The 12,123-nt window shown below is 50.0% G+C and carries 5 protein-coding genes, 5 tRNA genes, 3 rRNA genes and 1 pseudogene; 12 read left to right on the forward strand and 2 right to left on the reverse strand.

Features of this window, described 5'->3' with window-relative positions:
• The first annotated feature begins 394 nt into the window (after window positions 1–394).
• The 6 genes from P6287_RS01065 to birA all read left to right on the forward strand — a co-directional run bounded on the left by P6287_RS01065 (window position 395) and on the right by birA (window position 7,588).
• Window positions 395–1,932: ribosomal RNA gene (locus tag P6287_RS01065) — 16S ribosomal RNA — on the forward strand.
• A gap of 87 nt (window positions 1,933–2,019) precedes the next feature.
• Window positions 2,020–2,095 (forward strand) — tRNA-Glu (locus P6287_RS01070).
• A gap of 215 nt (window positions 2,096–2,310) precedes the next feature.
• Window positions 2,311–5,221, forward strand: a 23S ribosomal RNA gene (locus P6287_RS01075).
• A gap of 106 nt (window positions 5,222–5,327) precedes the next feature.
• Window positions 5,328–5,443: ribosomal RNA gene (rrf, locus tag P6287_RS01080) — 5S ribosomal RNA — on the forward strand.
• Together the 16S, 23S and 5S rRNA genes with 1 tRNA gene alongside form the textbook arrangement of a ribosomal RNA operon.
• A 148-nt stretch (window positions 5,444–5,591) precedes the next feature.
• The gene (murB, locus tag P6287_RS01085) at window positions 5,592–6,629 is read left to right on the forward strand and encodes a UDP-N-acetylmuramate dehydrogenase (RefSeq protein ID WP_277974377.1); all 1,038 of its coding nucleotides are present in this window, start codon (window positions 5,592–5,594) and stop codon (window positions 6,627–6,629) included.
• On the forward strand, window positions 6,626–7,588 hold the full coding sequence (gene birA, locus P6287_RS01090; protein ID WP_277974378.1) for a bifunctional biotin--[acetyl-CoA-carboxylase] ligase/biotin operon repressor BirA: 963 nt from the start codon (window positions 6,626–6,628) through the stop codon (window positions 7,586–7,588). The genes murB and birA overlap by 4 nt, the downstream gene beginning before the upstream one ends.
• 60 nt (window positions 7,589–7,648) lie before the next feature.
• Here birA and coaA read toward each other — a convergent pair whose 3' ends face one another.
• Together coaA and P6287_RS01100 are read right to left on the reverse strand one after the other, a co-directional pair.
• On the reverse strand, window positions 7,649–8,599 hold the full coding sequence (coaA, locus tag P6287_RS01095) for a type I pantothenate kinase (RefSeq protein ID WP_210082116.1): 951 nt from the start codon (window positions 8,597–8,599) through the stop codon (window positions 7,649–7,651).
• Window positions 8,600–8,801: 202 nt separating this feature from the next.
• Window positions 8,802–9,359, reverse strand: coding sequence for a GNAT family N-acetyltransferase (locus P6287_RS01100; protein WP_101762580.1), 558 nt, complete (start codon window positions 9,357–9,359; stop codon window positions 8,802–8,804).
• A 328-nt stretch (window positions 9,360–9,687) separates the two neighbouring features.
• Here P6287_RS01100 and P6287_RS01105 point away from each other — a divergent pair.
• The 6 genes and pseudogenes from P6287_RS01105 to secE all read left to right on the forward strand — a co-directional run bounded on the left by P6287_RS01105 (window position 9,688) and on the right by secE (window position 12,122).
• A tRNA-Thr gene (locus P6287_RS01105) sits at window positions 9,688–9,763 on the forward strand.
• 7 nt (window positions 9,764–9,770) lie between these two features.
• Window positions 9,771–9,855, forward strand: a tRNA-Tyr gene (locus tag P6287_RS01110).
• A 192-nt stretch (window positions 9,856–10,047) separates the two neighbouring features.
• A tRNA-Gly gene (locus P6287_RS01115) sits at window positions 10,048–10,122 on the forward strand.
• Between the two features lie 5 nt (window positions 10,123–10,127).
• Window positions 10,128–10,203 (forward strand) — tRNA-Thr (locus P6287_RS01120).
• Window positions 10,204–10,310: 107 nt separating this feature from the next.
• A pseudogene (gene tuf, locus P6287_RS01125) lies at window positions 10,311–11,511 on the forward strand (elongation factor Tu).
• Window positions 11,512–11,738: 227 nt separating this feature from the next.
• Window positions 11,739–12,122: a preprotein translocase subunit SecE gene (gene secE, locus P6287_RS01130; protein ID WP_277974379.1), complete on the forward strand. Its 384-nt coding sequence runs from the start codon at window positions 11,739–11,741 to the stop codon at window positions 12,120–12,122.
• The last annotated feature ends 1 nt before the right edge of the window (window position 12,123 follow it).

Below are 12,123 nucleotides of genomic sequence, written 5' to 3' on the forward strand. Positions count from 1 at the left end.
CGAAATTTAGGTCGAACAGTAATTTATTTGCAATTAACCCTTGTCAGCTCCGAATAACTCCCTATAATGCGCCACCACTGAGACGGCAAAGCGGCAACGCAGACGGCTCGGCAGGGAGTGAAAAAATTCATCCCGCCGGATGAAGACGCTGAAAAAAGTGTTTGACTCCGAAGGAGAGTAGCGTAGTATACGCCACCTCGCGACAGACGGTTCAGCCGCTGTTCGCAACGCTCTTTAACAATTTATCAGACAATCTGTGTGGGCACTCGCAGGATTGATATCCGCGTCTCCGGACGCAAAAAAATATCAAAGCCTCACGAGTGAACACATAATGAAATTCATTATGACGTTTTACAGATGAGCACCGCTGAACTTGTTTCAGCAAATCAAACTTAAATTGAAGAGTTTGATCATGGCTCAGATTGAACGCTGGCGGCAGGCCTAACACATGCAAGTCGAACGGTAGCACAGAGAGCTTGCTCTCGGGTGACGAGTGGCGGACGGGTGAGTAACGTCTGGGAAACTGCCCGATGGAGGGGGATAACTACTGGAAACGGTAGCTAATACCGCATAACGTCGCAAGACCAAAGTGGGGGACCTTCGGGCCTCACACCATCGGATGTGCCCAGATGGGATTAGCTAGTAGGTGGGGTAATGGCTCACCTAGGCGACGATCCCTAGCTGGTCTGAGAGGATGACCAGCCACACTGGAACTGAGACACGGTCCAGACTCCTACGGGAGGCAGCAGTGGGGAATATTGCACAATGGGCGCAAGCCTGATGCAGCCATGCCGCGTGTATGAAGAAGGCCTTCGGGTTGTAAAGTACTTTCAGCGGGGAGGAAGGCGGTGGAGTTAATAACTTCACCGATTGACGTTACCCGCAGAAGAAGCACCGGCTAACTCCGTGCCAGCAGCCGCGGTAATACGGAGGGTGCAAGCGTTAATCGGAATTACTGGGCGTAAAGCGCACGCAGGCGGTCTGTCAAGTCGGATGTGAAATCCCCGGGCTTAACCTGGGAACTGCATTCGAAACTGGCAGGCTGGAGTCTTGTAGAGGGGGGTAGAATTCCAGGTGTAGCGGTGAAATGCGTAGAGATCTGGAGGAATACCGGTGGCGAAGGCGGCCCCCTGGACAAAGACTGACGCTCAGGTGCGAAAGCGTGGGGAGCAAACAGGATTAGATACCCTGGTAGTCCACGCCGTAAACGATGTCGACTTGGAGGTTGTTCCCTTGAGGAGTGGCTTCCGGAGCTAACGCGTTAAGTCGACCGCCTGGGGAGTACGGCCGCAAGGTTAAAACTCAAATGAATTGACGGGGGCCCGCACAAGCGGTGGAGCATGTGGTTTAATTCGATGCAACGCGAAGAACCTTACCTACTCTTGACATCCAGAGAACTTAGCAGAGATGCTTTGGTGCCTTCGGGAACTCTGAGACAGGTGCTGCATGGCTGTCGTCAGCTCGTGTTGTGAAATGTGGTTAAGTCCCGCAACGAGCGCAACCCTTATCCTTTGTTGCCAGCGGTTCGGCCGGGAACTCAAAGGAGACTGCCAGTGATAAACTGGAGGAAGGTGGGGATGACGTCAAGTCATCATGGCCCTTACGAGTAGGGCTACACACGTGCTACAATGGCGCATACAAAGAGAAGCGACCTCGCGAGAGCAAGCGGACCTCATAAAGTGCGTCGTAGTCCGGATCGGAGTCTGCAACTCGACTCCGTGAAGTCGGAATCGCTAGTAATCGTAGATCAGAATGCTACGGTGAATACGTTCCCGGGCCTTGTACACACCGCCCGTCACACCATGGGAGTGGGTTGCAAAAGAAGTAGGTAGCTTAACCTTCGGGAGGGCGCTTACCACTTTGTGATTCATGACTGGGGTGAAGTCGTAACAAGGTAACCGTAGGGGAACCTGCGGTTGGATCACCTCCTTACCTGAAGATACCTTCCCGCGAAGTGCTCACACAGATTGTCTGATAGAAAGTAATGAGCAAGACGGCTGCGAAGTCGTGACACACCGTGTCCCCTTCGTCTAGAGGCCTAGGACACCGCCCTTTCACGGCGGCAACAGGGGTTCGAATCCCCTAGGGGACGCCACTTGCTTGGTGACAGGTGAAAGGTGTCTCCACGACGTATCTCAAACGAAGCTTACGAGCTGCGTCTGAGATACTGCTCTTTAACAATCCGGAACAAGCTGAAAATTGAAACGACGTATCGTCTTCATTCTCCGTAATAAGAATGAAGCGGCGATATGTTCGAGTCTCTCAAATGCTTGCAGTCTGCGCGCGTTGCAAAACGCCTGTGGGTTGTGAGGTTAAGCGACTAAGCGTACACGGTGGATGCCCTGGCAGTCAGAGGCGATGAAGGACGTGCTAATCTGCGTAAAGCGTCGGTAAGGTGATATGAACCGCTACAGCCGACGATGTCCGAATGGGGAAACCCGGTGCACCCAGTGCATCATCGCAACATGAATACATAGTGTTGCGAGGCGAACCCGGGGAACTGAAACATCTAAGTACCCGGAGGAAAAGAAATCAACCGAGATTCCCCCAGTAGCGGCGAGCGAACGGGGAACAGCCCAGAACCTGAATCAGTTTGTGCGTTAGTGGAAGCGTCTGGAAAGTCGCACGATACCGGGTGATAGTCCCGTACACGAAAGTGCACAGATTGTGAGTTCGAAGAGTAGGGCGGGACACGTGGTATCCTGTCTGAATATGGGGGGACCATCCTCCAAGGCTAAATACTCCTGACTGACCGATAGTGAACCAGTACCGTGAGGGAAAGGCGAAAAGAACCCCGGCGAGGGGAGTGAAACAGAACCTGAAACCGTGTACGTACAAGCAGTGGGAGCCTCTTTATGGGGTGACTGCGTACCTTTTGTATAATGGGTCAGCGACTTATATTCTGTAGCAAGGTTAACCGTATAGGGGAGCCGCAGGGAAACCGAGTCTTAACTGGGCGTTAAGTTGCAGGGTATAGACCCGAAACCCGGTGATCTAGCCATGGGCAGGTTGAAGGTTGGGTAACACTAACTGGAGGACCGAACCGACTAATGTTGAAAAATTAGCGGATGACTTGTGGCTGGGGGTGAAAGGCCAATCAAACCGGGAGATAGCTGGTTCTCCCCGAAAGCTATTTAGGTAGCGCCTCGTGAACTCATCTCCGGGGGTAGAGCACTGTTTCGGCTAGGGGGCCATCCCGGCTTACCAACCCGATGCAAACTGCGAATACCGGAGAATGTTATCACGGGAGACACACGGCGGGTGCTAACGTCCGTCGTGAAGAGGGAAACAACCCAGACCGCCAGCTAAGGTCCCAAAGTCATGGTTAAGTGGGAAACGATGTGGGAAGGCACAGACAGCCAGGATGTTGGCTTAGAAGCAGCCATCATTTAAAGAAAGCGTAATAGCTCACTGGTCGAGTCGGCCTGCGCGGAAGATGTAACGGGGCTAAACCATGCACCGAAGCTGCTGCGGCAGCGACACTATGTGTTGTTGGGTAGGGGAGCGTTCTGTAAGCCGTTGAAGGTGTGCTGTGAGGCATGCTGGAGGTATCAGAAGTGCGAATGCTGACATAAGTAACGATAAAGCGGGTGAAAAGCCCGCTCGCCGGAAGACCAAGGGTTCCTGTTCAACGTTAATCGGAGCAGGGTGAGTCGACCCCTAAGGCGAGGCTGAAAAGCGTAGTCGATGGGAAGCAGGTTAATATTCCTGCACTTGGTGTTACTGCGAAGGGGGGACGGAGAAGGCTAGGTTATCCGGGCGACGGTTGTCCCGGTTTAAGCGTGTAGGCTGATACCTTTGGTAAATCCGGGGTATCTTAAGGCTGAGGCGTGACGACGAGCCACTACGGTGGTGAAGTAACTGATGCCCTGCTTCCAGGAAAAGCCTCTAAGCTCCAGGTAACACGAAATCGTACCCCAAACCGACACAGGTGGTCAGGTAGAGAGAGAATACCAAGGCGCTTGAGAGAACTCGGGTGAAGGAACTAGGCAAAATGGTGCCGTAACTTCGGGAGAAGGCACGCTGTCATCAGGTGAAGTCCCTCGCGGATGGAGCTGAAGGCAGTCGAAGATACCAGCTGGCTGCAACTGTTTATTAAAAACACAGCACTGTGCAAACACGAAAGTGGACGTATACGGTGTGACGCCTGCCCGGTGCCGGAAGGTTAATTGATGGGGTTATCCGCAAGGAGAAGCTCTTGATCGAAGCCCCGGTAAACGGCGGCCGTAACTATAACGGTCCTAAGGTAGCGAAATTCCTTGTCGGGTAAGTTCCGACCTGCACGAATGGCGTAATGATGGCCAGGCTGTCTCCACCCGAGACTCAGTGAAATTGAAATCGCTGTGAAGATGCAGTGTACCCGCGGCAAGACGGAAAGACCCCGTGAACCTTTACTATAGCTTGACACTGAACATTGAGCCTTGATGTGTAGGATAGGTGGGAGGCTTTGAAGCGTGGACGCCAGTCTGCGTGGAGCCAACCTTGAAATACCACCCTTTAATGTTTGATGTTCTAACGTAGGCCCGTAATCCGGGCTGCGGACAGTGTCTGGTGGGTAGTTTGACTGGGGCGGTCTCCTCCCAAAGAGTAACGGAGGAGCACGAAGGTTGGCTAATCCTGGTCGGACATCAGGAGGTTAGTGCAATGGCATAAGCCAGCTTGACTGCGAGAGTGACGGCTCGAGCAGGTGCGAAAGCAGGTCATAGTGATCCGGTGGTTCTGAATGGAAGGGCCATCGCTCAACGGATAAAAGGTACTCCGGGGATAACAGGCTGATACCGCCCAAGAGTTCATATCGACGGCGGTGTTTGGCACCTCGATGTCGGCTCATCACATCCTGGGGCTGAAGTAGGTCCCAAGGGTACGGCTGTTCGCCGTTTAAAGTGGTACGCGAGCTGGGTTTAGAACGTCGTGAGACAGTTCGGTCCCTATCTGCCGTGGGCGCTGGAGAATTGAGGGGGGTTGCTCCTAGTACGAGAGGACCGGAGTGAACGCACCACTGGTGTTCGGGTTGTCATGCCAATGGCACTGCCCGGTAGCTAAGTGCGGAAAAGATAAGTGCTGAAAGCATCTAAGCACGAAACTTGCCCCGAGATGAGTTCTCCCTGACCCCTTGAGGGTCCTGAAGGGACGTTGAAGACTACGACGTTGATAGGCCGGATGTGTAAGCGCAGCGATGCGTTGAGCTAACCGGTACTAATGACCCGTGAGGCTTAACCTTACAACGCCAGAGGCGTTTTGGTCTGAGAGACCGGATATTTTCAGCTTGTTTACGGATTAAAGAATCAGCGGAAGCGAATGTTATTCGTTTTTGCACAAAGAATTTGCCTGGCGGCTTTAGCGCGGTGGTCCCACCTGACCCCATGCCGAACTCAGAAGTGAAACGCCGTAGCGCCGATGGTAGTGTGGGGTCTCCCCATGCGAGAGTAGGGAACTGCCAGGCATCAAATAAGTGAAGAAGCCCCGGACGAAAGTCCGGGGCTTTTTTACGTCTGTACATTAGCAATTTCCCATCAGAAATAAGAAAACATCAAACTCGCAACCTACCGATCAGGTAAACTACGGTCAGATTAATCAGTAAAGGCCGTGAAATGTCCAGCCCCAATACATCCCTGAAAGCTTTCAACACTCTTGGTCTTACGATCAATGCACAAACACTGACCATCGCTGAAACTCCTGACGCTATTACTTTGGCCTGGAAAAACAGTCAGCAATCAAATCTGCCTTTTATTGTATTAGGCGAAGGGAGCAACGTACTCTTTCTTGAAGATTTTAGCGGCTCGGTGGTGGTTAATGCGATTAAAGGCATCGCTATCGAAGAGCATGACGAAGCCTGGCACTTGCATGTTGGTGCCGGCGAAAATTGGCATGCTTTAGTTGAAAACACGCTAAAGAAGGGTATTACAGGACTGGAAAACCTGGCGCTGATTCCTGGTATGGCCGGCTCAGCACCGATTCAAAATATCGGTGCATATGGTGTCGAATTTAAAGATATCTGTCACTACGTTGAAGCTATACACCTCCCATCGCAAAATATAATTCGGTTGTATCGAGAAGAGTGCCAGTTTAGCTATCGCGATAGTATTTTCAAACATGCTATGAAAAATGACTATGTCATTGTTGCAGTGGGATTACGTCTGGCAAAACAGTGGAAACCAGTTCTAACTTATGGCGAGCTGACTAAGTTAAACCCAGCAACAGTGTGTGCCTGGGATGTATTCAATGCTATTTGCCATATGCGCCAAAGCAAACTGCCCGACCCAAAAATCACAGGCAATGTCGGTAGTTTCTTCAAAAATCCGCTGATCACAGCTGAGCATGCAGATGCGCTAATTAAGCAGTGGCCATCCATTCCTCATTATCCACAGGCCAGTGGCGAAGTGAAATTAGCTGCTGGATGGTTGATCGACCAATGTGGTCTTAAAGGCTTCCGTGTAGGTGGCGCCGCAGTTCACCGTCAGCAGGCTTTAGTACTGATAAATGAAGATTATGCCACTCCACAGGATATTGTCGATTTAGCGCATCAGGTTAGAAATAGAGTCGGACAAAAGTTTGATGTTTGGCTGGAGCCAGAAGTGCGCTTTATCGGTGCTCGAGGCGAGCGTAATGCCGTTGAGGTAATTTCATGAAAGATAATAGCGTGCCGTTAAAGTTAGTGGCATTGGTGGCCGATGGTGAATTTCACTCTGGTGAGCAGCTGGGCGAAGCGCTTGGTATGAGCCGTGCTGCCATTAATAAACATATACAGACTCTCAAAAGTTGGGGTCTGGATGTATATACGGTAACGGGTAAAGGCTACAGCTTACCAGAGCCAATTCAGTTACTGGATGAAGAAATCATTCTGTCTCTCCTGCATCAAACTAATCTGGCGGTTATTCCTGTTATCGATTCTACCAACCAGTATTTGCTGGATCGGATGGATCAATTGCCGTCTGGCTACGCATGCATTGCCGAGTATCAGCAAGCAGGGCGCGGACGTCGCGGGCGTAAATGGTTTTCACCGTTTGGCTCCAACCTGTATATGTCCATGTATTGGCGTCTTGATCAGGGGCCAGCTGCGGCGATGGGCCTGAGTCTGGTGATTGGTATCATCATGGCAGAAGTGATTCAGTCATTAGGTGCTCCGGATGTCCGGGTTAAATGGCCGAATGATCTCTATCTTAACGATCGTAAGCTTGCTGGTATTTTAGTTGAGTTAACTGGAAAAACCGGCGATGCAGCTCAGATTGTTATAGGTGCTGGTGTCAATTTGCTGATGCGTTCAGAAGGCACGGCAGAAATTAATCAGGGTTGGATTAATCTTCAGGAAGCTGGTGTTGATATCGATCGCAACGAGTTAGCTGCGAAGTTGATCAATAGCCTGCGTGAAGCGTTACCTATTTTTGAGCGCGATGGTTTGGCGCCATTTGTTTCCCGCTGGGAAGCCCTTGATAACTTCATTAATCGTCCAGTGAAGCTTCTTATTGGGGATCGTGAGGTACATGGCATTGCGCGAGGTATTGATAAGCAGGGTGGCTTATTACTGGAGCAGAATGGAGTCATTAAATCCTGGGTAGGGGGTGAGATTTCTCTTCGTCCAGACAATTAATGCATCTGAGCTAACAAATTAAAATGCCCACGATCTTTTATGGGCATTTTATAAAAAAGACTATTTCCTCAAACGTACACTTTGCACCGCATGATCAGCCGACTTCGTCATAATAAGACTTGCTCGTTCACGTGTAGGCAGGATATTTTCCTTTAAATTAAGCCAGTTAATCTCTTTCCACAGACCATGCGCAATATTGAGTGCATCCTCTTCAGGTAATTGCGAATAGTGATGGAAATAAGAGTCCGGATCGCTAAACGCGCCCTCACGGAATTTCAAAAAGCGATTTACATACCAGTTCTCAAGTAAAGACTCTGGTGCATCGACGTAAATTGAAAAATCCACGAAATCAGACACAAATACATGATGAGGATCGTGAGGATAGTCCATACCGCTTTGCAGCACATTCAATCCTTCAAGAATAAGAATATCAGGCTGTTGTACGACTTTATCGCCATCCGGAATGACATCATAAATCAGATGAGAATAAACCGGCGCTGTCACCTGGCTAGCACCCGATTTTAAATCAGATACGAAGTTAACCAGGCGATGCATATCGTAAGATTGCGGGAACCCTTTTTTCTTCATCAAACCGCGTTCTTTAAGCACGGCATTAGGATGCAAAAAACCATCAGTAGTGATCAGTTCTACTTTGCGGTGTTCTGGCCAGCGGCTAAGAAGCGCCTGAAGCACACGGGCAGTTGTGCTTTTTCCTACCGCAACGCTGCCGGCAATACTGATGATATAAGGGATTTTCTGCCCATTAGTGCCAAGGAATTGCTCAAGCACCGCCTGACGGCGCAGATTAGAACTGATATAAAAATTAAGCAGACGCGATAGCGGCAGATAAATCTCGGCCACTTCTTCTAATGAAAGATCTTCATTGATACCACGCAGACGCTCAATTTCACCTTCAGCCAATGTCATTGGTACTGAATCGCGTAGTGCTGCCCATTGCTGGCGATTGAACTGCAAATAAGGCGTAGTAAGAGGTGTCGTTTTTTTACTCATAAGCATGCATCTGAGTGCAAATTCTGATTCATCAACACCTTGCTGCATTAAGCATACGAAGATGTATCAAACTCAATTGCACGTCACAGGGGTAATTAACGAGAACAATGGGCAGGAGGGTAACACCAGTGTGACTTTAAAAAGAAGTAAAATGATAAACAGGAGCACGCTTTCGCAAGCGTGCCCGCATTTTTCTTGTCGGTCAGTAGCTTGTCGCTACATTTTCTGCTGGGCTGGTACGCAGACGTTTATAGTAAATCGCGCCGGGATGAGGATGCCCATCCGCGCATAATGCATAGTCGGGCAATTCCCCTAAGTAGCGGTAGCCATGTGCCCGATAAAAAATTTCTTCTGCAGAACCTGCAATGACATCCAAATAAAGCAGACCACGCTGATAGCTTTCTGCCTTGTGCTCAAGCGTCTGCATTAATCTGCGTCCAATCCCTTCTCGCTGAGCATTTGAATGCACAAGCAGCTGTAAAACTTCCGCGCGATTTTGTCCATCTGGACGCTGACAAATATTGAGCTGCACGCTTCCCACCACAACCGAGTCGATGACGGCAATCCATAGCAGCAACTCATGGCGTGCCATTTTGTTGCGCAAGCTATGAAAATAGCGCTCGGCATCCTGATACTGTTGCATCTTTTGCGAATGTTGAAATGCCGAAGTCATATTGTTTTTTACCGCTTCAACCATCAGGGCAGCCAAAGCCTGACGATAAAGGGGTAATGTTTCTGCAGTGAGCTGAACAATATTCATGCGACATCCTCCATTTAATGACCCGATTAAATAGATAAGCAAAATGCAGGCCAGCAGAAAAAACGAGTGTAGCGGGTAGTTTCACAAAAAATTTTCTACAATTTGCACAGCAGAAAGGCAGTGTGCTTCAAATATGTGCATTGAAAATGATGGCGGTTCATAGCAATCAATCGATGTGGTGGTGTAAAAATGCACAGGTTTAGGGTGATTTTACTGCAGCTGATGGCTGATTTGAGATGATTTGCACAAATAGTAAGCGATAGAACAATTTTGACGATTTTTTTGTTGCATCCTTCTTCGGGTATTCCTAGAATGCGCTCCACTTGATGCCGGCTTAGCTCAGTTGGTAGAGCAACTGACTTGTAATCAGTAGGTCACCAGTTCGATTCCGGTAGCCGGCACCATCAAGTAGGTGGGATTCCCGAGCGGCCAAAGGGAGCAGACTGTAAATCTGCCGTCACAGACTTCGAAGGTTCGAATCCTTCTCCCACCACCATCTCAACCTCCTGGTTGGGCATCAGATAAAGTCTTTATCTGATGGGTGAGTTCTTCATCTCTCACCTTCGAATTTCAGATTGCGCATTAGCGCAATCAAAGTTGGTCAGCAACTCTGACCGGCTCGAATAATAGAAGGTCTTCTTTTATTATTCATAAGCTACAGAAAGAACAGGTAGCCGAGTTCCAGGATGCGGGCATCGTATAATGGCTATTACCTCAGCCTTCCAAGCTGATGATGCGGGTTCGATTCCCGCTGCCCGCTCCAGATGTGCTGATATGGCTCAGTTGGTAGAGCGCACCCTTGGTAAGGGTGAGGTCCCCAGTTCGACTCTGGGTATCAGCACCACTTCCTTTATCTCTCTCCTGATTCTCTCTCTGTAAACCAAACAGTCAGGCAATGCCTGGTTGATATGACGATATCTTCGATATATCCGTGTCTTAGAGGGACTAGCGATGGCTAAAGAGCAATTTCAGCGTAACAAACTGCACGTAAACGTGGGCACCATCGGTCACGTCGACCACGGTAAAACCACCCTGACTGCAGCAATTACTACCGTACTGGCTAAAACCTACGGCGGTAAGGCAAGCAAATTCGATGAGATCGATAAAGCGCCAGAAGAGAAAGCACGTGGTATCACCATCAACACTTCTCACGTTGAATACGAAACCCCGTCTCGCCACTATGCGCACGTTGACTGCCCAGGCCACGCCGACTATGTGAAAAACATGATCACCGGTGCTGCGCAGATGGACGGCGCGATCCTGGTTGTTGCTGCGACTGATGGCCCAATGCCACAGACCCGTGAGCACATCCTGCTGGGTCGTCAGGTTGGCGTTCCTTACATCATCGTGTTCCTGAACAAGTGCGACATGGTTGATGATGAAGAGCTGCTGGAACTGGTAGAGATGGAAGTACGTGACCTGCTGTCAGCTTATGACTTCCCAGGCGACGACACTCCAATCGTACGTGGTTCTGCTCTGAAAGCGCTGGAAGGCGATGCTGAGTGGGAAGCGAAGATCATTGAGCTGGCTGAGCACCTGGATACTTACATCCCAGAGCCAGTTCGTGCAATCGACAAGCCGTTCCTGCTGCCAATCGAAGACGTATTCTCAATCTCTGGCCGTGGTACCGTTTGTACCCGTCGTGTTGAGCGCGGGTCGTGTTGAGCGCGGTATCGTTAAAGTGGGCGACGAAGTTGAAGTTGTTGGCCTTAAAGACACTGTGAAATCAACCTGTACTGGCGTTGAAATGTTCCGCAAACTGCTGGACCAGGGTCAGGCAGGCGAGAACTGTGGTGTTCTGCTGCGTGGTATCAAGCGTGAAGACATCGAGCGTGGCCAGGTTCTGGCTAAGCCGGGTTCAATCAAGCCACATACCCAGTTCACTTCAGAAGTTTACGTTCTGTCTAAAGATGAAGGCGGCCGTCATACTCCGTTCTTCAAAGGCTACCGTCCTCAGTTCTACTTCCGTACTACTGACGTGACCGGTGACGTTCAACTGCCAGAAGGCGTTGAGATGGTAATGCCAGGCGACAACGTAAAAATGACCGTTACTTTGATCAAGCCAATCGCTATGGATCAGGGTCTGCGTTTCGCAATCCGTGAAGGCGGCCGTACTGTTGGTGCGGGTGTTGTTGCTGAAATTATCGCTTAACTGCGATAAGATTTGACGCAATGCACAAGGAAAGGGCATCATTTGATGCCCTTTTTGCACGCTGTTGTATAGAACCTGGCTCATCAGTGATTTTGCATCATAATCATTGCTGAGACAGGCTCTGTTTCACGGCGTTGGATACCGAGTTACGCTCAAAAGCTCATTCGGTTTGGATGCCTCGCACTGCGGGGCAGTATAGTTTCTGAATTATTGTGGCAGGTTGGTTTATGAGTGCGAATACCGAAGCTCAAGGAAGCGGGCGCGGCCTTGAAGCGATGAAATGGGTAGTTGTGATCGCATTGCTCCTGGTAGCAATCGTCGGCAACTATATCTATCGCGATATAACATTGCCTCTGCGCGCGCTGGCTGTGGTTGTGCTGATCGCTGCAGCGGGCGGCATTGCTTTGCTGACAATCAAAGGCAAAGCGACTGTGGCATTTGCCCGTGAAGCTAAAACCGAAATGCGTAAGGTCATTTGGCCGACTCGCCAGGAAACACTGCACACCACGTTAATCGTTGCCGCGGTAACTGCCGTGATGTCACTGATTTTGTGGGGGCTGGATGGTATTCTGGTCCGTCTGGTATCGTTTATCACTGGCCTGAGGTTCTGAG

Source organism: Pantoea sp. X85 (genome assembly GCF_029623675.1).
GTDB classification, from domain to species: Bacteria; Pseudomonadota; Gammaproteobacteria; order Enterobacterales; family Enterobacteriaceae; genus Pantoea; species Pantoea leporis.

Coding starts and splice junctions, on each gene's coding strand:
- murB (WP_277974377.1), top strand. CDS start 5,592: ATGTCCAGCCCCAATACATCCCTGAAAGCTTTCAACACTCTTGGTCTT.
- coaA (WP_210082116.1), bottom strand. CDS start 8,599: ATGAGTAAAAAAACGACACCTCTTACTACGCCTTATTTGCAGTTCAAT.
- birA (WP_277974378.1), top strand. CDS start 6,626: ATGAAAGATAATAGCGTGCCGTTAAAGTTAGTGGCATTGGTGGCCGAT.
- secE (WP_277974379.1), top strand. CDS start 11,739: ATGAGTGCGAATACCGAAGCTCAAGGAAGCGGGCGCGGCCTTGAAGCG.
- P6287_RS01100 (WP_101762580.1), bottom strand. CDS start 9,359: ATGAATATTGTTCAGCTCACTGCAGAAACATTACCCCTTTATCGTCAG.